The sequence below is a fragment of the Microlunatus phosphovorus NM-1 genome (assembly GCF_000270245.1).
In the GTDB taxonomy this organism is placed as follows: domain Bacteria; phylum Actinomycetota; class Actinomycetes; order Propionibacteriales; family Propionibacteriaceae; genus Microlunatus; species Microlunatus phosphovorus.
In genome coordinates, this window is record NC_015635.1 from 5,625,604 (window position 1) to 5,647,188 (window position 21,585).

Below are 21,585 nucleotides of genomic sequence, written 5' to 3' on the forward strand. Positions count from 1 at the left end.
TCCCTCCTGAACTCAGCGGGCCGTCGAGGCGTACGGCAGCAGCGCAACCTCGCGGGCGTTCTTGATGGCGATGGCGACGCGACGCTGCTCCTGGACGGAGAGGCCGGTCACCCGGCGAGCGCGGATCTTGCCCCGCTCGGAGATGAACTTCCGCAGGGTCGCGGTGTCCTTGTAGTCGATCTGCTGACCCGCGCGGAGCGGGTTGGCCTTCTTCTTCACCTTGCGAGGAGGTGGGGGTGTGCTGGCCATTGTGGTGCTCTCCTTTCGAAAGCCCGGCGTTCGGAGCCGGAATGTGCCGTTGGTGCTGTTACTGGATGACGAGGCCCGTCGATCCGAGGATCAGAACTGATCCGACGATCAGAACGGGGGCTCCTCGCTGGGGGCGGCACCCCACGGGTCGCCGCCGCCCTGATTGCCTTGACTGCCCTGGGACGGGCCGCCCTGGGCTGGAGCCGACTGTCCGCCGCCGGCATTCCAGGGATCACCGCCGTAGCCGCCCTGGCGACCGCCACCCTGGCCGCTCTGACCCTGGTTGCCGCCGTAGCCGCCGCCACCGCCATAGCCGCCGGAGTTGCCGGCATTGCCACCGCCGAAGTTCCCGCCGCCCCCACCGGAGCTGCGGGTGACCTTGGCCGTCGCATACCGCAGGGCCGGGCCGATCTCCTCGACGTCGACCTCGAAGACGGTGCGCTTCTCACCCTCACGGGTCTCGTAGCTCCGCGACTTCAGCCGGCCCTGGACGATGACCCGCATCCCCTTCTGCAGGGACTCGGCCACGTTCTCCGCGTACTGCCGCCAGACGGCGCAGTTGAGGAACATCGCGTCCCCGTCCCGCCATTCGCCGGACTGCCGGTCGAAGGTGCGGGGGGTGGAGGCGACGGTGAAGTTGGCCACCGGGGCCCCGGACGGGGTGAAGCGCAGCTCCGGGTCCGCGGTCAGGTTGCCGATCAGGGTGATGGAGGTCTCGCCAGCCATGTGTGTCTCCGTTGGACGATCTTTGTTGGTTGCGGTGCCCAGCGTGTCAGTGGCCACTGACACTCGGGCGGGCTCGCCGGAGCGATCAGCGGGTGTCGGGCCGGATGACCTTGGTCCGCATGATCGACTCGTTGATCCGGAACTGGCGATCCAGCTCCTTCACGTCGTCGGGCTGGGCAGTCAGGTTGATGACCGCGTAGATCCCCTCGGACTTCTTCTGGATCTCGTACGCCAGCCGGCGACGGCCCCAGATGTCCAGGTTGTCCACGGTGCCACCACCATTGGTGATGACGGTCAGGTATTGCTCGAGCGTCGGTTGGACCGAACGCTCCTCGGTATCGGGGTCGAAGATGACCATGACCTCGTACGGGCGCATGCGCGAACTCCTCCTCCTCTGGTCTCAGCGGCCATGGGACGTCCCCATGGCAGGAGGGCGATGCAACGACGTACGGCCTCAGGACGGCCGCGCGCCAGCGGGCAAGGTTACCCGTTGGGCCCCAGTCCGGCCAAACTCCCTCCCGATCTGCTCGGGTTTGTCGGTGTCGCTCTATCTGCAGATCGAGCAGAACCGACAAGATCGAGCAGATGCTCTATTCGTAGACGAACAGGCTCTCGCCGGGGAAGATCCAGGACAGGCCGTCGCGGAGCCGGTCGCGCCACGACTCCCAGTTGTGGCCGTCCCGGGACTCCACGTAGTTGATCGTCATCCCCGTCTCGGTGAACACCGGGACCATCGAGCGATTGAAGATGATCAACGGCTCATACACCCCGCAGGACATGAACAGCCGATCGGCGAACCTGGTCGGCCGGGCCCGATAGCGGTTCATGAACTTCACCACCGGATCGAACGCCGGATCCTCGCCCTGCAGCGCTCCGATGTCGGTGAACACGAACGACCCCGACTGCAGTAGCAACGAGCCGTACGTCTGCGGATAGCGCACCGCCGTGGTGAGCGAGGCGATCGCCCCGAAGCTGGACCCCAGCAGCGCCCGCCCCGACGGATGGGCGATCAGCGGGAACTGCTCCTCCAGCTGACCGATCAGCTCCTTGGTGATCCAGCGGGCGTGCGGCCCGGAGTTCGGATACTCCCGCAGCCGCTCCCCCGGGTAGGTGAACGCCACCACGGTCTCGGCCATGTCCAGCCGGTGGATCAGGTTGTCCAGCACGACCTTCATCGACGCGTACTCCAGATAGTCCCCGCCGTCGTGCACCACCAGCAGCGGATAGCGCTGGGTCGTGGTGAATCGTGCCGGCAGATAGAGCGTCACCCGGTTGTCCCGGCGCTGGGCCTGACTCCTGATCATCAGCTCGACCAGTTCGCCGGGTCGAGCGTCGGGGTCATAGACCGCCCAGTCCGGCACCTGGTAGCCCTGCCCGAAGCAGACCGAGGAGTTGCCCACCGGACTACGGGCGATCCGAGGGTTGAGCGGGTCGTTGAAGCGCTCCCAGTGCTCGCCCCGGCGTACCTCGATCTGGTACTCCACCCGGGAGTCCTTGGGGATCTCCAGCACCACGTACCAGAAGTCGGTGTGCTCGATCCGCCGCAACGGCAGCGGATCACGGATCCCGACCACGCGATGTCGCAGGAACACCTCGTCGGCCTGCTGCCAGGCGACGAAGGTGCACTGGTTGCCCTCGATGATCGGGAACTCGTGCTGGTCGACGAATCGCTGCAGCGCCTGGTGGTCGAGCTCCTTGCTCTCCCGGAGCCGGTTGATCGCCAGCTTCGGCCGCTGGGCTGCCATCAGGGGCCCACTTCCGCAGAGCTGCTCGGGTTTGTCGGCTCTGCTCGATCTGCAGATAGAGCGAAGCCGACAAGATCGAGCAGATTCGTGGGGAGGGCGATCACGGGCCTACCCTCCGAAGGGTCACCGGGTCGGCATGCGCCGGTCGGCGGGCCGGCTGGCCGGTGGGATCGACCGGTACGCCCGGGCGCTCCTCCACGTCACCCTCCGGGCCCCTGACGATCACCGCACCCTGCCGATCCACCCAGCGCGCAGACGTCGGCAGCGGACGGCCCTCGCCCAACAGCAACCGCGACTTCTCCTCCACCAGCAGGCAGGTCCTGGGCTTGAAGCGGCGGGCAAGCAGCGCCAGCTGGTACGGGTCGTGCATCGGCAACCTCGAACGTGGCTGGGGAAACGGCAACACACCCGGGTACGCGCCCAAGCCCTCCGCCCAGACCTCCGGCAACCGTCGCCCGGCAGGTCGGTTGGCGCCGAACAGCACCACCCGATCCGACAGCGCCATCGCGCCGGCCGACCAGGTGATCACCGGCTCGGTGAGCATCGCCGCCAGCCCGAACACATGCATGAGATGGAGCAGCACCCCGACATGCCCGCCGGTGATCACCATGCCGGCGCTGCCCTGGCAGATCTCCCGCAACTCTCGCCGATGGGCCAGCACGTTCGGCCGCTCGCCGATCATGATCGAGCGATAGAAGGTGTGCCGGCTGCCGGCCACTTCGGACAGATGCCAGGCATCCAGTGCCCGCAGCTGCCGGATCCCGTCGGCCACCGCTGCGGCACGCACCGCCGGCATCTTGTCCCGGCGGTTCACCTGGTCCAATGCGGCGACGGCGTGGAACAGTCGCAGCGCGTAGACCGCTTGCTGCTCCTCCAGCTCGTCGGCGAGCTTGCGCTCCGCGGCCGCGTACTCGGGATCGGTGCTGATCAGCTCGGTCCACCGCTGATAGAGCCGCAGGTTGGCCATCCTGCCCTCGAGGACGGCATTCAGCTCACCGTCCTCGCTCTCCCGCTCTCGCCAGCCGGCGTTGATCGTGGCAACGGGGCCACGGGGGATGAGCTCGGCGACCGCCGCCTTCGCGCCGGAAGTCCGCCGCTGCGGTCCAAGAACTGTGACGTCCACTCGTGGTGCTCTCGTGATCCTCTCGATCGTCAGCCGGCGTGCACGGTGATCGTCTCGCCCACGTCGTTGAGCATGCCACGCAGCACGTCGTAGTCCGGGTGTTTCATCCGGATGTAGGCATTGGCCATGAATCCCGCCGCGACCGGCTGGGTCGGCGTACCGGCTCCGGGCAGGTGTGCATCGATCACCCACTCGCCGTACTGGGACTGCATCTCCTCCACCCCGGAGTAGCCCTGGATGTAGCCGTCGGCGGTAGGCCGGAGCGCGATCAGACCGGCGGAGTACTGCCGGCTCAACGGGGCATGCACATCCCCGTGCACCACCGCGCGGGCCCACTCCGTGTAGATGTCGACGTCGTTGCCGACCGCGTACAGGTCCCAGGCGCCGACCCCGGCAGGTCGGCAGCCGACCTCGGAGAAGCGCAGTCCTTTCGGGCCGAAGAACCACTCCATGTGGGTGGCCGAGGTGCCGATCCCGAGCACCTCGTTGACCCGGTGTCCCAGCTCCTTGAGCTCGCCGTAGCTCTCCGCGTGGTCGACCCGGTTCGTGGAGACGAACTGTGGAGAGATCCATCGAGTACGCATCGCCTCCAGCACGTTCGGGTAGTAGTGACAGACGAAGTCGTACGCCGCACCGCCGTTGATCGACAGCGTGTCGTAGAAGCCCTCATGACCCTCGACGAACTCCTCCAACGCGACCGAGCCGACCCCCTCCGCCCCGAACTGGTCCAGGGCCGCCTTGAGCTCGGTGTCGTTGTCGACCCGGCTGGTGCCCGAGGCACCCGCGGCGGCGCGCGGCTTGGTGATCAGCGGATAGCCGACGGCAGCGGCGAAGGCGAGTGCCTGATCGAGCGAGTCCACTGCCGCCGAGGCGGCCGTCGGCACACCGGCGGAGCGCAGTGCCTCCTTCATGGCCGGCTTGTCCCGGCACAGCCAGGCGGTCCGCCGAGAGGTGCCAGGGATGCCACACGCCTCCCGAACTTCGGCCGTCGGCAGGATGTGCGCCTCGACCGTCGCCTCGAGCCGGTCCACCCAGACCTTGTCCTGGACCCAGCGCACGGCGTCGTGCAACTCGGCGACGTCGGTCACCGAGCCGATCTGGTGGTAGTGATGCAGCCAGCTCTTCAGTTCATCGTCGAGCCAGTCGCCAGGGCGCTCGCCGATGCCGATCACCGTGGCGCCGACCGCGTGCAGGCCGCGGACGAACTGGCGCTGATAGGCGGGGAACGCGGGCTCGACGAAGATCACATTCATGTCTGGCGAGCCTACGACGGTTGGGCGTTGTTGTCCCTACCAGGTGCCGTTGCCGGTGATCGACCTCTTCGTCTCCTAGGCTGGCCGGCAGCCATCCCCCTCTGTTCTCGTTTCCCGCCAACCCGCCCCCAAGCGATGCGAGCGCCCCATGTCGAACCAACAGCCTCCTCCCTCAGATCCTGAGCGGCCCGAAGAGCCCTATGGTCAAGAACCCCCGTACGGACAGCAGCCCCCATATGGGCAGCCCTACGGTGAACAGCAGCAGCCCTACGGCGCTCCGGGCTACGGTCCACCCGGCGGCTACGGTCCGCCCGGCGGCTACGGGGGCCCGCCACCGGTTGATCCCGGCCGCACGATGGGCATAGTGGGGCTTGTCCTCTCGGGATCCGGGGCCCTGTTCACCCTGCTGTGCTCTGTCGGCATCATCTTGGCGATACCAGGTGTCATCGTCAGCGCAATCGGCTGGAGCAAGTCGCGATCCTCAGGCTTCAAGAATGGGGTCGCACTGGCCGGAATCATCGTCGGCGGAGCCGCTGCAGCCCTCAGTCTGATCAGCCTGATCGTGTTCGGACTGAATATGCGCGATCTCACGGGGTGACCCTGCGATGACGAATTCGCGTTGGGCCATCGGCGGGGGCCGGATCCGGTTCTCGGACATCAGTCCGCGCGCCTACGAGCACCCGGCCGACCGCGGCGCCCTGGTCGCGCTGCGGGCGATCCCGGGTTTCGATGCGGTGCTGAAAGCCGTGTCTGGGGCGATCGGCGAACGGAACGTACGGCTGCTGTGCCTCGCGTCGTCGATCCGAGTCTCGCCGCGACAGTATCCACTGCTCCACCAGATGATCAGCGAATGCGCGACCACGCTGGATGTGCAGCCGGTGCCGGAACTCTTCGTACAGCAGAACCCCCAGCCGACGGCGATGACCATCGGTCTTGATCGGCCGATGATCGTGTTGAGCACCGGGATGCTCGATCTGGTCGACGACGACGGGCTGCGGTTCGTCATCGGGCACGAGGTCGGCCATGTGCTGTCCGGTCACGCTGTCTATCGCACGATGCTGCTGCAGCTGATCAACATCGCGACGTCGATCCAGTGGATGCCCATCGGCTACTGGGGTGTCCGGGCGATCATCCAGGGACTCAACGAGTGGTACCGCAAGTCCGAGCTGTCCTGTGACCGGGCCGGTCTGCTCTGCGGTCAGGATCCGAAGGCGGCACTGCGCGTCCACGCCACCCTGGCCGGAGCGCAGAATCCCGACGAGATGGATGTCGCCGGATTCCTCGATCAGGCCACCGAGTATCTGTCCAGCGGCGATGTCCGCGACAGCCTGTTGAAGATCTTGCAGATCAGCGCACAGACCCATCCGCTCGCTGCGTTGCGCGCCGCCGAGTTGCAGCAGTGGGCGGCCGGCCCGGAATACCGTGCGATCCTGTCCGGCGACTATCCCCGCCGCTCGGAGGACGCCAACGCACCCATGAGTGAGGACGTGAAGGCGGCCGCAGCCTCGTACGCGAACACCTTCCGCACCTCCTCCGATCCGCTGTTCCGGGTGGTCGGCAAGGTCGGCACCGTGGTCGGCGGAGTGGGGAATGTCGCCGCCGGTCGCGTCCGCGACTGGTGGCAGACCGGCCGTGGCACTCACGACCCGAACCACGAGTGACGACCGAACCAGCCCGCTGCCGGAGTAGGCAGCGTGGGCGAGCCTGACCAGCATCCGGCGGTCGGTTGCGAACCCGGCAGGGCACAACCGTCGGAAGACTGCCATCATCGACTCTGTGAGCGAGAGCGCGGATCCGGCGAAGCCGGCCACGACGGGTGCCGATAGGCAGCCGGCGACGAAGCCGACGGCGGAGCAGCCGACTGAGCAGGCGAAGAAGGCCAAGAAGCCCAAGCCGGCGAAACAGCGGAAGCCCGCGACCCCGGAGCAGCAGGAGCGCCGCAAGGCGATCATCCGCTGGGTGGTGTTCATCGGCGTCGGTGCGATCTTGACGGTACTGCTCTACTTCTTGCTCTCCGCCTTGATCCCCCGTTGGTGGGCGCAAGTCGTCGGTCGACAGGCCGGCGGCAGGATCAGCACCGGCATCCTGCTCGGCCTCTCGTACGGCTTCGTCTTCACGCTGCTGCCCCTGGTCGTGCTGGCTCAGGCCATGCACCGCTCGTTCAGCTGGCGGGCCAGGACGATCATCGTGCTGGTTGCTGCCGCACTGACTGCGCCGAATCTGATGACACTCGGCATCTCCATCGGCAACAGTCCCGCTGCGCACGCCGGTGAGCGCACGCTCGACGTGACCGCCCCCGGGTTCCGGCAGGCGACCTTGTGGGGAGTCATCCTCGGCGCGGTGACCGGGGCGATCGTCATCACCCTTCTGCTGCTCTGGGAGCGCCGGGGCCAGGAGTTGAAGCTGCTTCGCGCCCGGCTGGACCAGTTGGAGAAAGAGCTCCCGTCGGCCCTGCCTACACCGCCGGAGTCGCCCGACTCCCGCTGACTGCCCGTCGCGAGTGGCGACCAGCACAACAGCTACTAGGGTCGGGGCCATGAGTGACATCCGGATCGGCGGCCACGGCGAGCAGGAGGATCCGATCGCCGAGGCGAAGGCCCGCGGCGCGGACCTGGCCCAGTTCTTCCTCGGCGATCCGCAAGGCTGGAAGGGGCCCGAAATCGCGTACCCGGGCGGCGCCGAGGCACTCAAGCAGGCAGCCGCCGAGGCCGACATCGCGCTCTATGTGCATGCGCCGTACGTGCTCAACGTCGCCACCACGAACAACCGGATCCGGATTCCCAGCCGCAAGTTCCTCCAGCAGTATCTGAACGCCGCGGCCGAGATCGGTGCCGCCGGAGTGATCGTGCACGGCGGCCACGTGCTCAAGAACGACGACCCGGCCAAGGGCTTCGACAACTGGCGCAAATGCATCGAGAGCCTGGAGATGCCGGTGCCGCTGCTGATCGAGAACACCGCCGGTGGCGATCAGGCGATGGCTCGGCGGATGGAGCGGATCGAGCGGCTCTGGGACGCCGTCACCTCGGCCACCGGCGGCGACACCGTGGGCTTCTGCCTCGACACCTGTCACGCGCACGCGGGCGGGATCGTGCTGGCCGAGGCGGTCGCACGAGTTCTGGAGATCACCGGTCGGATCGACCTGGTCCACTGCAACAACTCCCGGGACGGCTTCGACTCCGGCGCCGACCGGCACGCCAATCTCGAGGACGGCGAGATCGACCCCGACGCCCTGCTGGCGGTGATCAGCGCCGCCGGCGCTCCAGTGGTGGTCGAGACCCCGGGCGGGCTAGCGGGTCAGGCAGCCGACATCAGCTGGCTACGCCGTCACCTGGGCTGACATCTCGAGCCCGCCAGCTCTCGGCCAGTTGATACGCCCGATCGATCGCCCATGGCAGACTATGGTGCGCTCAGTCGGCGTACCGCGTTGCCGATCACGGGCGACACTCAACGCAGCAGCAGACCCCGGTCGACCCATGCCGGTGAGGAAGAGGTGACATGACGGCGGCCACACGGGTGGATTCCGAGGACGAGTTCGAGCCGGTCTATCACCGCTACGGACCACATCGGGCCGGCCTGCCACCACTGGTGCCGTACTTCCGAGAGCTGTGGGCTCGACGCGAGTTCGCCTCGGAGATGAGCAAGGCAACACTGCGCGGTGCCCATATCAACACCGCCTTCGGCCAGTTGTGGCTGATCCTCAATCCGTTGTTGCTGGCGGGCGTCTACTACCTGCTGGTCACCATCATCCGGCAGCGGCACGATCCGTTGCTGTTCACCCACCTGACGCTGGCGCTCTTCGCCTTCACGATGATGCAGTCGGCGGCTTCCACCGGCGCGACCTCGGTCACCGGATCGGGTCGGCTGTTGATCAACACGGCCTTCCCGCGCCTGTTGATCCCCTTGTCAGCGGTACGTACGGCGTTCTGGCGGTTCCTGCCCACCATTCCGGTCTATCTGATCTTCCACGTCATCTTCCAGCTGACCTGGCATCCGCGGATGATCGTCTCCCTCTACTTCCTGGGCACCATGGTGGTCTTCAGCATGGGCTTGGCGGCGCTGTTCGCCACCTGCCAGGTCTACTTCCGGGACACCTCGAACTTCCTGCCGTACGTCCTGCGGCTGTGGATGTATCTGTCGCCGGTGCTGTGGCTGCCGGAAATGTTGAGCCGGATGGGCCCCGCGATGCAGTTCATCGTCCAGCTCAACCCGATGTATCCGATGCTCACCGGTTACGCCAACCTGCTGCAGGACGAAGCCATACCGCCGCTGTGGATGTGGTTGGCCGCCGCCGCGTGGGCAATCGGAGCCGTGCTGGTGGGCTTCTTGTTCTTCATCTCGAGGGAGCGTGAGTTCGCTGTCCGCCTCACTTGACGAGCAACAGACCGGGTTGGCGGTCAGGATCAAGAACCTGTCGATCACCTACCGCACCTCGTTCGAACGCAGGCCGACGCTGCGTACCGCACTGGTCCGCTTCGGCCGTGGTCAGCGAGCCGTACGAGAGGTCAAGGCGCTGACCGACCTCACCCTGACCGTGCCGGAAGGTACGTCGATGGGCATCATCGGCGCCAACGGTGCCGGCAAGTCCACACTGATGCGCGCGGTCGCCGGGATCCTGCCACCGACCGAGGGATCCGTCGAGGTGTGGGGCAAAGCCAGCACACTGCTCGCCCTGGGGGTCGGTTTCAACAAGAGCCTGTCGGGCCGGGAGAACATCATCCTCGGCGGGCTCGCCGCCGGACTGTCCCGCAAGGAAGTGGAGGAACGCGCCGACCAGGTGGCGGAATGGACCGAGATCGGCGACTTCATCGACATGCCGATGCAGACCTACTCCTCCGGCATGTCCGCGCGGGTCGCCTTCTCGGTAGCTGTCCATATGAAGCCGGACATCTTGATGGTGGACGAGGCGCTGTCGACCGGCGATGCCCGCTTCCGAGCCAAAGCCACCGACAAGATGGCCGAACTGCGCAGCTCTGCTCGAGCGATGTTCCTGGTCAGTCATGGGTTGAACAGCATCAAGGAGATGTGCACCGACGCCATCTGGCTGGACAAGGGCCGGATGATGATGCAGGGGTCACCCGAGGACGTCGTCGAGGAGTACAAGAAGTTCACCAAGGTGAAGAAGGGCTCCTCCGCTGCCGACGACGACGTCTGAGGCTCAGCTGTCCGGGACTCAGCTGTCGGTCTCCCCGGCGAGGAACTGATCGGCCAACTTCTTCGGTGCCACGGCCAGCCAGGCGTCTGTGACGACCTCCCGGAGCCGCGCCTCGTCCACCCGGTCCAGGCGTACGAGCACCGCTGGGTAGCCGTTGAAGTGCGGCGTGGTGAACATGAAGTCGGGATTCGCGGCAAGGACTGCCTCCTTCTCCGCCAGCCCGTCCACCCGGACCCCGAGGATCACTTCGTTGGGAGGCACCTCGGCACCCTCGGCGGTCAGGAACGCCTGATCCTTCTTGCTCAGCGGCCGCTCCCAGACGAAGCCCTTGGGCTTGGCCTTGCCGCCGCTGCGCACGGCCCAGGTCAGATTGCCCCAGGACGTCGTCTCCTCGGTCTCCGGCAGCGCCCGGGCCAGCCGCGCCACATCCTCGAAGGTCGACAACTCAACCCTCTGCGAGGCGCCGGGCGAGGAAATCGACCAGGTCGCCGGTCTCACCGTCGCGTCCGCCGAGGCCGACGACCAATGGCGGCGGTGAGCGGAACAGCTTGACCCCACGGATCCGCTCCATGAAGCCACCGGGCACGGTCAGGATGTAGTAGCCACCGTCCTCGCCGATGGCGACCGACTTGTTCTTGCGCAAATACCAGCCCCGTTTGTCGGTCTTCACCGGCTGGCCTGAATAGAGCGTGGCACGCAGTGGCTCGGGAGCGATCCCGGCTGCGGCGGCATCCTTGAGGAACTCGTCGATCAGCTCCTGGGCCTTGACCGACTCCCCGCGTCCCGAGCTGGCCGCGAGTTGGAGTCGGATCTTCGCCTCCTCGGCACGCGTGGACTCGACCGGCTTGGACTCCGGCTTCTCAGCTGTCATCGCGAACCACCCATGGCGCGACGATACTGCCGCCCTCGGTGTGAGGCTAGTGCCGGGACGCCGCGAGACCGTACGCATGCTCCATCGGACGAGTCCGCACACCAAGACCAAGTGAGTGGTCACTCACTGGTGCGTCGTGGTTGCTTCGTTTGACGCGAAACAACCACAGCGCACCAGTCGATGAGGATCGCTTCGAGACCCACCTGGAGCGCGCCATGAACGTCTTTGTCCAGGCGCATGCCGGAAGTCCTCGAACTTCCTGGCGATCTCCTAACCTCAACAGGTGGAGTTCGTCCGTAGCCTCCGGCAGCTGGTCCGGCATTCGCTGTTCCGGCGGTTGCTGTCGGTCCGGGTCGCAACCCAGACCGCTGACGGCGTACTCCAGGTCGCCCTGGCATCCTTCGTGCTGTTCTCCCCACAGCGGCAGCCCGATGCCGCTTCGGTCGCCGCCGTGCTGGCGATCACCTTGCTGCCGTTCTCCATCCTCGGTCCGTTCGTCAGCGTGGTCTTGGACCGCTGGTCACGGCGGCAGATCCTAGTGGTGCTGGATCTCGCCCGCGCCGTGTTGGCCGTCGGATTGGCGGTCCTGGTCGGATCCGGCATCCGTACCGGTTGGTCGGATGCGGTCTTCTACGGTGGTGTGCTGCTGGCGATGAGTCTGAACCGGTTCTTGTTGGCTGCCTTGTCGGCGGCGCTGCCGCACACGATCGAGCCGGGCGAGTACATGGTCGCCAACTCCGTGATGCCGACCATCGGACCGCTCGGCACCGTGGTCGGCGTCGGGTTGGGCACCACGCTGCGGGTGGTGCTGGGGAATCAGATGCCGGACTACCGCGCGAACGCCGTGCTGTTCTGTATTGCCGCGCTCGGTTGGCTGATCAGCATGGGGCTGGCGCTGCGGATCCCGCGGCGGGCGCTCGGACCGGACCAGCCCGACCCCGCACTCGCCCGGGAGATCGTGCATGGTCTGGTCGAGGCACTCCGGCATCTGCGGGAACGGCGGGCTGCCGGGCTGGGTCTGATCGCGATCGGTGCCCATCGGATCGTGTACGGCGTCGTCACGGTGGCGATGATCCTGGTCTTTCGCAACTACCTGAATGCGGTCGATGACGTGAACGCCGCACTGGCCGATCTGGGCATCCTGGCGGTCGTGACCGCGGCCGGATTCGTGGCGGCGGCGGCCGTGACGCCACCCTTGAGCGTCCGCCTCGGGGTACGCCGACTGGTCGTCGTCGGGTTCCTGACGTCCGCGGTGTTCCAGGTGTTGCCGGGCGCAATCTTCCGGCAGCTGCCACTGCTGCTGGCCGGCTTCCTGCTCGGCATCACCGCACAGAGCATCAAACTGTGCGTCGACACGCTGGTCCAGGCGCACGTCGATGACGAGTTCAAGGGCCGCGTCTTCGTCCTCTACGACATGATCTTCAACGTCGCTCTCGTGGTGGCCGCCGGAATCGGTGCCGCGATCCTGCCCGCGAACGGCGTATCGGTGCCGATCATCCTCGGGCTCGCGGTCGCGTACGCCCTGCTAGGGCTGTGGTTCGGCCTGATCACCCGGAACCTGTCCATGGACGAGGGCACCGAATCCCTGCGTGGTCAAAATGCCTGACCAGACGGCCGAGACGCACCCCGGCAGGATTAGTACGGATCTCGTTTTCGAGAATCTGCCTCACTGAGCGCTCTTCTACGCTCAGTCACGCGTACCCGATGTAACTGTGTGGCAGATTATCGAAACGGCTGGCTCGCGGGGCCCGGGAGCCGGAGCTCACGGCTCCCGGGAGGCCCACCAGGAACGGAGCTCGGCTTCGGCGCGCTCGGGGCCCAAGGGACCCTCCTCGATCCGCTTCTCCAGCAGGAAGCGATAGGCCTCGCCGACCTCACGACCAGGGCCGATGCCCAGGATGGCCATGATCTGGGTGCCGTCCAGATCCGGCCGGAGCGCGCTCAGCTCCTCCTGCTCGGCCAGTGCCTCGATCCGCAACTCCAGCTCGTCATAGGTACGCCGCAGCCGGGCCGCCTTGCGCTCGTTGCGGGTTGTGCAGTCGGCCCTGGTCAGCACGTGCAGCCGCGCCAGCTGGTCGCCGGCATCACGGACATACCGGCGGACGGCCGCATCGGTCCACTGACCTCCGCCGTACCCGTGGAAACGCAGGTGCAGCTCGATCAGCTTGGCCACCGCATCGACCTCGCCGGCGCTGAACCGCAGCGCCTTGAGCCGCTTCTTGGCCAGCTTCGCCCCGACCACATCGTGGTGGTGGAACGACACCTTGCCGCCCGGCTCGAACCGCCGGGTCGCCGGCTTGCCGATGTCGTGCAGCAGCGCCGCCAGACGCATCACCAGGTCGGGCTGGTCCGGCAGCCGCTCCTCCAGGTCGATCGCCTGCTCCAGCACGGTGAGGCTGTGCTCGTAGACGTCCTTGTGCCGATGGTGTTCGTCGCGCTCCAGCCGCAGCGCCGGCAGCTCGGGCAGCACTCGATCAGCCAGTCCGGTGGCCACGAGCAGACCGAGGCCGGGGCGTGGCCGCGCCGTCAGCAACAGCTTGGACAGCTCGTCACGGACCCGTTCGGCCGACACGATCTCGATCCGATCCGCCATCGCGGTCATCGCCTGGATCACTCGCGGCGCCGGCCGGAACATCAGCTGCGAGGTGAACCGCGCCGCTCGCATCATCCGCAGCGGATCATCGGAGAACGACTGCTCCGGTGTGCCCGGCGTGTCCAGCCAGCCCTCCGCCAGGTGCACCAGGCCGCCGTAGGGATCCACGAACCGCTTGCCGGGCAGCTCGACCGCCATCGCGTTCACGGTGAAATCGCGCCGGACCAGGTCGCCTTCCAAGGTATCGCCGAACTGCACCAGCGGCTTGCGGCTGTCACTGGCGTAGGCATCGGAGCGAAAAGTGGTGATCTCGATCAGCCAGCTCACCAGTTCCCCACCAGCTGCCTCAGCACGCCCGGGCGACTCGTCCACCCGGCCGCCGACCGTGCCGAACTCCTTGCCGATGGTCCACACGGTCGGCGTCACCGTACGCAGCAGCCGCTCGATGTCGTCGGGTCGGGCATCGGTGGTGAAGTCCAGATCGTGCCCCAGCTCACCGCGGAGCGCATCGCGTACGCTGCCGCCGACCAGATAGAGCCGGAATCCCGCGTCGCTGAACACCTCGCCCAACCGGTCGGCGACCGGGGCGACCCGCAGCAACTCGGCCAGCGCGGTCGCCTGGCTGCGGCTCAACCGCTCGGCTCCAGACACGAGGGTCGATCCTAGTGGTTACCACGAACCGCGCGACCCCAGCCGCGCGTCGAAATGCGGCGAAGGTCACGTGCCAGCTCGCCGCCCGAGGCCACCGAGGAACCCGGCATACCAGCGATTCTGCTGCACGCTCACTACAATCCTCCTGGTGACGAGGCGTTGCAGGTGAGGGTGTTGAGGGCGCTGCTGGCGACCCTGGCCACCACACTGCTCGCTCTGCCGTTGCTGCTCGCCGTCCAGACCACCCCGACTGCCCACGCCGAAGAGCCCGAGTCCTGGGCCAGGATCAGCATCGACGCACTCCGTCCCGCGCTGCCGGACCCCACCGACCGCAAGCAGAAGGTCACCATCTCGGGACGGATCACCAACACCTCCGACATCGAGCTGTCCAACCTGCAGATCGCCTACTGGCGCTCACTGGACCCGATCACCAGCGCCGAGGGCATGAACCGGGCGCTCGCCTCCGCCGCCAACGATCCCCTCGGCGCCCGGGCCCAGGACGGCTCGATCTATGTCAACATCCCCTCGGAGAACAACCGGACCCTGAAACCCGGGAAATCCACCACCTTCACCATCTCGGCCACCTTGGCGCAGCTGGAACTGCCCGACATCGACGGCGTCTACCTCGTCGGGGTGCATCTGCGCGGTCGCACCGAGCCGTACGGGCAGGACATCACGCTCGGCCGTGGCCGGGTGTTCCTGCCGGTGGTGGCGAAATCGCCGAAGGAGAAGGTCCGTCAGGTCTCGGTCGTGATCTTGACCAGCCGGCCCAGCCTGCTGCGCACCGGCGTCCTCTCCGACGACCACCTCGCCGACGAGCTCGGCTCCGATGGCCGCCTGACCCGCATGCTCGAGGCTGCGGGAGCGCGCGGCACCAGCTTCGCCGTGGACCCGGCCCTGGTCGAAGAAGCGCAGACCGTCGCCGGCGGCTACCGCATCCAGGAACCCGACGGCACCCTCCGTGACGGTAGCGGCGCCGCCGCGGCACAGGCCTGGCTGAGCCGGCTCGCCTCCCTGATCCGGACGGGTGACGGCTATCGGCTGCCGTACGGCAACCCTGACATCGCTGCCCTCGTCCACAACGGCCGATCCGATCTGCTCGCCGAGGCCGTCCAGACCGGGGCACAGGTGGAGGCCACCGACAGCCTGCCGCTGGTGGTGCTGCCCGGGGACGGCGCCGCCGACCAGCAGATCGTCGAGGCCGCAGCGGGGTTCGAGCCCGCGGCCATCCTGCTGTCCGACACGACGCTGCCCGACGCGACCGAGTCTCCGGTCCTGCGTGGACCCAACCGCTCGACGCTGGTCCGCTACACCGCGGCCGCCTCGGGCGGCGGGCCTGGGCCGGCGCCTCGGAACACCCCGGCGAAGGTCCAGCAGCGGATGCTGTCCGACACCTGGATCGCCGCCAAATCGGCATCGGCGGGCTCCCCACCGGGTCGGGTCCGGCTGATCACCGAGCCGAGCCAGACCGCCGGCAGCGACAACGCGCTCAAGGCCGACTGGTTCGCCGCCGCCACTCTCAGCCAACTGCTGGCCGGGAAGCCCGTGTCGTGGTCCGGCGAGTACCGCTACACCGACTCCGCCCGCAGCGCCGAACTCCCGGTCACCCAACTGGTGGCCACCCAACAGCTCGAGAGCCAGTTCGAGACGTACGCCGATCTCCTGGTCGAACCCGCAGCCGCCAGGAACGAGGCGGCGACCGCCGTGCTCCGCAGTGTCAGTCTGAGTTGGCGGGACGCGCCCAAAGCCGCCCAGCGCTACACCTCCGCCGTCGCCGATCAGCTGTCCGACCTGCTGCGTCGTCAGGTCTCGATCACCGCGCCCGCCAAGGTCTCGACCACGGGTCGTTCCGGCACCTTCCCGATCACTGTTCGCAACCTGCTGCCGGTCGGCAACGATCCGAACGACAACGCCATTCGGGTGCGCGTGGTGTTCGTCTCCGCGGCCAGTCAGCGCCTCACGGTGGCGCCTCTGGAGATCCCACCGGTCGAAGCCGGCCAAGCCGAGACGGCGATCGCTCAGGTCGACGCTCAGACCAACGGCACCGTCCAGGTCCGCGTCGGGCTCGAGACCGTCGGCGGCGAGCAGGTCGGCCAGACCACGGCCATCGAAGTGCGCGCCACCCAGGCCGGCACCACCGGGTGGCTGATCGCGATCGCGGCCGGCATCGTCCTGATCGGCACCACCGTGCTCCGGATCCGGCAGGTCAACAAGGAGCGCGCGGCGACCGAGAGCGAGCCGGAGCCGATCCACGTCTCCCGCCCGCCCAGCCACCAGGACCCGTCCAGCCACCCCGACGAGACCACGAAGGACACCCTCGATGTCTGAGGCCGAAGCGGTCGAGACCCGTCCCAGCGACCGGCAGGCCCGACATCGGCTGATCTCCTCCGGAGCGATCATGGCCGCCGGGACAGCGGTCTCCCGGATGATGGGCTTCGGCCGGTTCGTGCTGCTGGTCTTCCTGTTCGGCAACGGCACCCGGCAGGCCGACATGTTCACCCTGGCCAACACCGTGCCGAACAGCATGTACATCCTGTTGGCCGGCGGCATCCTCAACACCGTGCTGGTGCCGCAGATCGTCCGGGCGGTCAAGTCCGACTCCGATCGGGGCGAGGCCTACACCAACCGGATCATGACACTCGGTCTGATCGGGTTGTTCATCATCACGCTGGCCCTGACGCTGGCCTCGCCCTGGATCATCTCGCTCTATTCCGCCGGTGATTGGAAGGACCCGGTCGTCGCGGCGCAGTACCAGTCGATGGTCGCGTTGGCGTACTACTGCATGCCACAGGTGTTCTTCTACGGCGCGTTCGTGCTGGCGGGGCAGGTGCTGAACTCCCGGGACAAGTTCGGCCCGATGATGTGGGCGCCGATCGCCAACAACGTGGTCTCGATCGCGGTGCTGCTGTTGTTCTGGATCGTCTTCGGCCAGAGCGACACCGCGGCCGCATTCACGCCCGGCCAGGAGGCCCTGCTCGGGATCGGTTCGACTGTCGGCGTCGCGGCGCAGGCGGCAATCCTGGTGCCGTATCTGCGGGCCGTCGGATTCCACTTCCAGCCGCGGTTCGACTTCAAGGGCACCGGACTGGGCCATACCGTCCGGCTGGCCAAGTGGGTGCTCGGCTATGTGCTGGTCACCCAACTCGCCTTGGTCGTGATCAACAAGGTCGCCACCGGGGCCACGATCCACGGCGGTGGCGGCGGGCTGGCCGCGTACGGGTATGCGTACGCGATCTGGATCCTGCCGCACTCGCTGATCACCGTCTCGCTGGCGACCGCGATGCTGCCCAGTGCCTCTCGGCTGGCGGCTGCCGGCGATCTGAAGGGAGTCGCCGAGGAGACCACCCGGACGATGCGCCTCGCGTTGTCGGTGCTGGTCCCTACCTCGGTGGCCTTCGTGGTGCTCGGCCTGCCGATCGCGCAACTGGTGTTCGGTTTCGGCAAGGGTGCCGCCGACTGGCAATACACCGGGTATGCCCTAATGGCGCTCGGCATCGGACTGGTGCCGTTCACCTTGCAGTACGTGTGCCTGCGGGCCTTCTATGCGCTGGAGAACACCAAGACCCCGTTCGCCATCCAGGTCGTCATCGCCACCGCCAATGTGGTGATCGGCGTCGGCCTGGTGATCTACCTGGACTCCAATCCGCTGGTCGCCGCCGCATTGGCCCTGGGCTACTCGCTGGCGTACGTGATCGGTGTCCTGCTCTCGTTCCGGAAGCTCCGCAGCTCGCTGCCCGCGCTGTCGCTGCGGCCGATCCTGGCACTCGTCGTCCGGACCGGCCTGGCCAGCATCCCGGCGGGACTGGCCGCCTGGCTGGTCGTCCGCTTCGTCGCCGCCGACAGCCAGCTGCTGCGCGCCGCCACCCTGGCGATCGCCGGTCTGCTCGCGATCGGTCTGTACGTCGTCGCCGCCCGAATCCTGAGAATCCGTGAGGTCACCGACATCGTCGGCGCCGTACGTCGTCGTAATAGGCAGGGAGGAAACGCAGCCAAACCCGGTGGTCCGGGCGTATCGGCTACGGATGACCCGACGGCCGGTGCAACGGAAGAGGCTGTTGGGTCGGCAGGGTCCAGTGGGACAGAGGGGAAGAGAACTGTGGCGACTGCGGTGCGAGCGAACTCGCCCGATCAGGATGACGTCGGCGATTCGACCCTCATCCGCCAGGCGGGCTCGCCTAGCATCAGGGCATCTGCCGACCCCACACCGATGGCCGGCCCGATCGAGAACGTGGATCCCATGGTCACCTTTGCCGGCGCGAGCACGATGCCGGGGCCGGCGTCGGCCCCACCCTCGGCGCCCGGTCCCACCGACGTGCTCGGCGGCATCTCCACGACGGGCTCACAGCACCACGATGCTGGGGACGCCGACTCTGCCGACCCGCTGGTCGGCCCGGAACCGGGAGCCACTGGGGACAGCCTGACCCCGGACGCCTCCCCGAGCACGCTGCCGCGGATCACCACCAGCGCCGGCACGGTGCTGGGCTACCGCTATCGGATGGAGGAACTGCTCGCCGAGTCCTCGCGCACCGTGACCTGGCGAGCCTTCGATCTGGTCTTGTCCCGCTCGGTCGTGGTGCATCTGCTCGCCCCGCTCGATCCCCAGGCTCCAGAGATCCTGGAGACCGCGCGGCAGGCGGCGCTGGCGGTCGACTCCAGGTTCTTGCGCGTGCTGGACGCGATCTACAGCGACGATCCGGAGCAGGGCTCGTACGTGGTCTGCGAGTATGCCGTCGGCCGCTCGCTGGAGGTGCTGCTCAGCCACGGCCCGCTGTCGGGTCTGGAAGCGGCCTGGGTGGTACGCGAGGTCGCCGACGCCTTGTCCGGCGTGCACGGGCTCGGGCTCTATCACCAGCGGATCAACCCGGACACCGTGATCCTCACCCCCGACGGACACGTCAAGATCAGCGGTCTGCTGATCGAGGCCGCGCTGCGGCCGGCCCCCGGGAACGCGCTGCCCCGGGCCGCCGACCTGTCGTCCGAGCATCTCGACGTCCTGGACCTCGGCCGGTTGCTGTATGCCTGCCTGGTCTCCCGTTGGCCCGGCGGCCCGGCATTCAGCCTGCCCGGCGCCCCGGTCGCCGGCCGGCACCTGATGAGCCCGCGGCAGGTCCGCGCCGGGGTGTCACCCACTCTGGATGTGGTCTGCGACCAGATCCTGGGCGACCCGCCGCGGCATCGGGCCGAGCGGCTCATCACCGCCAACGATGTGGTGAACGCGCTGACGAAGGTGCTGGGCACGGCCGACGCATCAGCGGATCTGGAGCGTCGGCTCCGTCAGCCGATCCCCAAGGTCACCTCGACCCCGCCGATCACCATTCCCGCGCATGCCCGTTCGGCCGGCTCCGTCACCTCACCGATCCCACGGTCGGCGACCAGCCCGTCGCAGCAGGAGGACTCGGTGCGGGTGACGCTGATCCGTCAGCCCACGCCACCACCACCGTCGCGACCGCTGCGCAAGCCGACCAAGCCGGGTCCGGCTCAGCCGCGGCGCTGGATGGCACTGATCGCGGCCATGGGTCTGCTGCTGCTGGCCACCGGGATCACCTCGGCCGTCGTCCTCAACCAGCGTCAGGGTGCCGCTCCGTCGGATCAGTCGCCCTCAGCCAGCCAGCCGAACCCGCCCGCGAGCTCCGGCCCGCTCCAGATCACCGGCGCCCGGGCGTTCGACCCGCAGGGCGACCCGCCCAACGACGAGAACAACGGTGACGCCAAGCTCGCGATCGACGGCGACCCGAAGACCCGCTGGACCACGGTGCGCTATCTCGGCACCCCGAAGCTCGGGGGGCTGAAGCGGGGAGTCGGCCTGATCGTCGATCTGGGCAAGCCGGTGCCGGTGAGCCAGGTGAACCTGAGGCTGTCCGGCAAGGGCACCAATGTGCAGATCCGGGTGCCGAAGACCGATCCAGCGACAGTCACGAAACCTCCGATGAAGTCGGACAGTCAGTGGCGTACGGTGGGTTCCCAGGCCAAAGCGGGCAGTTCCGCGTCGATCAAGCTCAAGGCTCCGGAGACCACCCGGTTCGTCCTTGTCTATCTGACCTCCTTGCCGAAGGAGGGTGGCGGCTACCGGGGCGGGATCTACGAGGTCGAGGTGGTGTAGTTGCGGGCCGGTGCCACCGGAGTCACCAGTGCTCTGGCGACCTTTGACGGTGCCCCGACGACCACCAACCCGGATGCCGCACTGCTCGCCGCCCACGTCGCCGGCGATCCGAACGCCTTCGCCACGCTGGTCCACCGTCATCAAGACCGGCTCTGGGCCGTGGCCTTGCGGATGATGCGCAACCCGCACGACGCCGCCGACGCGTTGCAGGACGCGTACGTGGCCGCGTTCCGACGGGCTGCCGGGTTCCGCGGCGAGGCACAGGTCTCGACCTGGCTGCATCGGATCGTGGTGAACGCCTGCCTCGACCGGCTCCGCCAGTTGCAGCGACGGCAGCGCGAACAGCCGCTGCCGGACGACCCGGAGCGTACGGCGGAGCTGGCCGAGCCGGCCGAGCAGAGCCCTGTCGAGCAGCGCGAGGTGCAGCGGGACCTGATCGAGGCACTGGCGGAGTTGAACGATGATCAGCGGAACGCACTGGTCGTGGTCGATGTCGAGGGATACTCGGTCCAGGAGGCTGCGGACATCCTCGGCGTACCGGTCGGCACGGTGAAGAGCCGCTGTGCTCGAGGTCGGGTACGGCTGGCTCGGCTGCTTCGAGAACGGGGAGCGCTGATCGGCAGGGAGGGAGAGACCTGATGGCCCAGCCGCTTCCGCTGTCCTACAACTGGCGCACCCCGGTGGTCTTCGCGACGGTCGCGCTGGTCGTGCTGCTCGGCATCCTCATCCGCGGCCAGGCGGTCGGCTGGTGGTCGGCTTCCCTTCTGCTGTTGCTCTGCTGGGCGGGCTATTGCCTGGTGGTCTGGTTGCGCACCCGGGCGTACCTGCTTACCGAGGGGCCGGTCCTCACCACCCGGCACTGGCGCTCGTACGAACGGGTCGAGGGACCGCAGGTGCGAGCGGTCAAGGAGATCATCACGCCGAGCGGCCCGTCGTACCGGCTCCAGGTCGAACGTCTGGGTGAGCTGAGGTGGCTGACCGTGCCGACCGCCCAGCTGCGGCGCGGAACCGCGACCCTGTTCACGTGGATACTGAGCCAGGCACCGGACGCGGCCTTGGACAAGCGGTCGCGTCGTACGCTCGAACTGCTGCAGACCCGAGGGCTGGTCGAATGACCACGCC

At 67.6% G+C, this 21,585-nt stretch carries 20 protein-coding genes; 11 read left to right on the plus strand and 9 right to left on the minus strand.

The genetic code is table 11. The features are described 5' to 3' along the window. Positions 1 to 12 precede the first annotated feature (12 nt). From rpsR to MLP_RS25570, 6 genes are all read right to left on the minus strand, one after another. Positions 13 to 249 (minus strand): 30S ribosomal protein S18, encoded by a 237-nt coding sequence (gene rpsR / locus MLP_RS25545; protein ID WP_013866127.1) that lies wholly within the window; start codon positions 247 to 249, stop codon positions 13 to 15. A gap of 108 nt (positions 250 to 357) precedes the next feature. Then, complete coding sequence (locus tag MLP_RS25550) at positions 358 to 975, minus strand: single-stranded DNA-binding protein (RefSeq protein WP_013866128.1); 618 nt, start codon at positions 973 to 975, stop codon at positions 358 to 360. An 85-nt stretch (positions 976 to 1,060) separates the two neighbouring features. Beyond that, positions 1,061 to 1,351 carry a 30S ribosomal protein S6 gene (gene rpsF, locus MLP_RS25555; RefSeq protein WP_013866129.1) on the minus strand — a complete coding sequence of 97 codons (291 nt, stop codon included), beginning with the start codon at positions 1,349 to 1,351 and terminating at the stop codon, positions 1,061 to 1,063. Positions 1,352 to 1,565: 214 nt separating this feature from the next. Beyond that, positions 1,566 to 2,720: an alpha/beta hydrolase gene (locus MLP_RS25560; protein WP_013866130.1), complete on the minus strand. Its 1,155-nt coding sequence runs from the start codon at positions 2,718 to 2,720 to the stop codon at positions 1,566 to 1,568. Positions 2,721 to 2,820: 100 nt separating this feature from the next. Further along, positions 2,821 to 3,843 carry a hypothetical protein gene (locus MLP_RS25565; protein ID WP_013866131.1) on the minus strand — a complete coding sequence of 341 codons (1,023 nt, stop codon included), beginning with the start codon at positions 3,841 to 3,843 and terminating at the stop codon, positions 2,821 to 2,823. Positions 3,844 to 3,872: 29 nt separating this feature from the next. Continuing rightward, on the minus strand, positions 3,873 to 5,096 hold the full coding sequence (locus tag MLP_RS25570) for an ATP-grasp domain-containing protein (protein WP_013866132.1): 1,224 nt from the start codon (positions 5,094 to 5,096) through the stop codon (positions 3,873 to 3,875). A gap of 364 nt (positions 5,097 to 5,460) precedes the next feature. Between MLP_RS25570 and MLP_RS25575 the strand changes: the two genes are divergently transcribed. The 6 genes from MLP_RS25575 to MLP_RS25600 all read left to right on the plus strand — a co-directional run bounded on the left by MLP_RS25575 (position 5,461) and on the right by MLP_RS25600 (position 10,248). Beyond that, entirely contained in the window at positions 5,461 to 5,694 is a 234-nt protein-coding gene (locus tag MLP_RS25575; protein WP_041790643.1) for a hypothetical protein, read from the plus strand. 7 nt (positions 5,695 to 5,701) lie between these two features. Further along, on the plus strand, positions 5,702 to 6,757 hold the full coding sequence (locus MLP_RS25580; RefSeq protein ID WP_013866134.1) for a M48 family metallopeptidase: 1,056 nt from the start codon (positions 5,702 to 5,704) through the stop codon (positions 6,755 to 6,757). Between the two features lie 115 nt (positions 6,758 to 6,872). Beyond that, the gene (locus tag MLP_RS25585; RefSeq protein ID WP_013866135.1) at positions 6,873 to 7,583 is read left to right on the plus strand and encodes a glycosyltransferase family protein; all 711 of its coding nucleotides are present in this window, start codon (positions 6,873 to 6,875) and stop codon (positions 7,581 to 7,583) included. A gap of 49 nt (positions 7,584 to 7,632) precedes the next feature. Beyond that, entirely contained in the window at positions 7,633 to 8,433 is an 801-nt protein-coding gene (locus tag MLP_RS25590; RefSeq protein WP_013866136.1) for a deoxyribonuclease IV, read from the plus strand. A gap of 158 nt (positions 8,434 to 8,591) precedes the next feature. Next, complete coding sequence (locus MLP_RS25595; RefSeq protein WP_013866137.1) at positions 8,592 to 9,467, plus strand: ABC transporter permease; 876 nt, start codon at positions 8,592 to 8,594, stop codon at positions 9,465 to 9,467. Beyond that, on the plus strand, positions 9,442 to 10,248 hold the full coding sequence (locus MLP_RS25600) for an ABC transporter ATP-binding protein (RefSeq protein ID WP_156821306.1): 807 nt from the start codon (positions 9,442 to 9,444) through the stop codon (positions 10,246 to 10,248). The genes MLP_RS25595 and MLP_RS25600 overlap by 26 nt, the downstream gene beginning before the upstream one ends. Before the next feature lie 18 nt (positions 10,249 to 10,266). Here the strand turns inward: MLP_RS25600 and MLP_RS25605 are convergent, their stop codons facing one another. Beyond that, complete coding sequence (locus MLP_RS25605) at positions 10,267 to 10,692, minus strand: MmcQ/YjbR family DNA-binding protein (RefSeq protein ID WP_013866139.1); 426 nt, start codon at positions 10,690 to 10,692, stop codon at positions 10,267 to 10,269. Position 10,693: 1 nt separating this feature from the next. After that, complete coding sequence (locus tag MLP_RS25610) at positions 10,694 to 11,119, minus strand: hypothetical protein (protein WP_013866140.1); 426 nt, start codon at positions 11,117 to 11,119, stop codon at positions 10,694 to 10,696. 283 nt (positions 11,120 to 11,402) lie between these two features. On the opposite strand from MLP_RS25610, the gene MLP_RS25615 reads away from it, so the two are divergent. After that, the gene (locus tag MLP_RS25615) at positions 11,403 to 12,725 is read left to right on the plus strand and encodes an MFS transporter (protein ID WP_013866141.1); all 1,323 of its coding nucleotides are present in this window, start codon (positions 11,403 to 11,405) and stop codon (positions 12,723 to 12,725) included. 156 nt (positions 12,726 to 12,881) lie between these two features. On the opposite strand, the gene MLP_RS25620 is transcribed toward MLP_RS25615, so the two are convergent. After that, entirely contained in the window at positions 12,882 to 14,363 is a 1,482-nt protein-coding gene (locus tag MLP_RS25620; protein WP_013866142.1) for a CCA tRNA nucleotidyltransferase, read from the minus strand. Positions 14,364 to 14,528: 165 nt separating this feature from the next. On the opposite strand from MLP_RS25620, the gene MLP_RS25625 reads away from it, so the two are divergent. From MLP_RS25625 to MLP_RS25640, 4 genes are read left to right on the plus strand one after another with little or no spacing between them, the layout of a single operon-like run. Beyond that, positions 14,529 to 16,691, plus strand: coding sequence for a DUF6049 family protein (locus tag MLP_RS25625; RefSeq protein ID WP_013866143.1), 2,163 nt, complete (start codon positions 14,529 to 14,531; stop codon positions 16,689 to 16,691). Continuing rightward, complete coding sequence (murJ, locus tag MLP_RS26925; RefSeq protein WP_013866144.1) at positions 16,684 to 20,463, plus strand: murein biosynthesis integral membrane protein MurJ; 3,780 nt, start codon at positions 16,684 to 16,686, stop codon at positions 20,461 to 20,463. The genes MLP_RS25625 and murJ overlap by 8 nt, the downstream gene beginning before the upstream one ends. Beyond that, a complete protein-coding gene (gene sigM, locus MLP_RS25635) occupies positions 20,464 to 21,102 on the plus strand; it encodes an RNA polymerase sigma factor SigM (RefSeq protein ID WP_013866145.1) in 639 nt (212 codons plus the stop codon). Continuing rightward, the gene (locus MLP_RS25640; protein WP_013866146.1) at positions 21,102 to 21,578 is read left to right on the plus strand and encodes a hypothetical protein; all 477 of its coding nucleotides are present in this window, start codon (positions 21,102 to 21,104) and stop codon (positions 21,576 to 21,578) included. Before sigM ends, MLP_RS25640 begins: the two co-directional genes overlap by 1 nt. The last annotated feature ends 7 nt before the right edge of the window (positions 21,579 to 21,585 follow it).

What these genes read in the sequence shown, in the direction of transcription:
- MLP_RS25550 (WP_013866128.1), bottom strand. Translation starts at nt 975, where the DNA reads ATGGCTGGCGAGACCTCCATCACCCTGATCGGCAACCTGACCGCGGAC.
- rpsF (WP_013866129.1), bottom strand. Translation starts at nt 1,351, where the DNA reads ATGCGCCCGTACGAGGTCATGGTCATCTTCGACCCCGATACCGAGGAG.
- MLP_RS25610 (WP_013866140.1), bottom strand. Translation starts at nt 11,119, where the DNA reads ATGACAGCTGAGAAGCCGGAGTCCAAGCCGGTCGAGTCCACGCGTGCC.
- murJ (WP_013866144.1), top strand. Translation starts at nt 16,684, where the DNA reads ATGTCTGAGGCCGAAGCGGTCGAGACCCGTCCCAGCGACCGGCAGGCC.
- MLP_RS25640 (WP_013866146.1), top strand. Translation starts at nt 21,102, where the DNA reads ATGGCCCAGCCGCTTCCGCTGTCCTACAACTGGCGCACCCCGGTGGTC.
- MLP_RS25595 (WP_013866137.1), top strand. Translation starts at nt 8,592, where the DNA reads ATGACGGCGGCCACACGGGTGGATTCCGAGGACGAGTTCGAGCCGGTC.
- rpsR (WP_013866127.1), bottom strand. Translation starts at nt 249, where the DNA reads ATGGCCAGCACACCCCCACCTCCTCGCAAGGTGAAGAAGAAGGCCAAC.
- MLP_RS25570 (WP_013866132.1), bottom strand. Translation starts at nt 5,096, where the DNA reads ATGAATGTGATCTTCGTCGAGCCCGCGTTCCCCGCCTATCAGCGCCAG.
- MLP_RS25560 (WP_013866130.1), bottom strand. Translation starts at nt 2,720, where the DNA reads ATGGCAGCCCAGCGGCCGAAGCTGGCGATCAACCGGCTCCGGGAGAGC.
- MLP_RS25580 (WP_013866134.1), top strand. Translation starts at nt 5,702, where the DNA reads ATGACGAATTCGCGTTGGGCCATCGGCGGGGGCCGGATCCGGTTCTCG.
- MLP_RS25590 (WP_013866136.1), top strand. Translation starts at nt 7,633, where the DNA reads ATGAGTGACATCCGGATCGGCGGCCACGGCGAGCAGGAGGATCCGATC.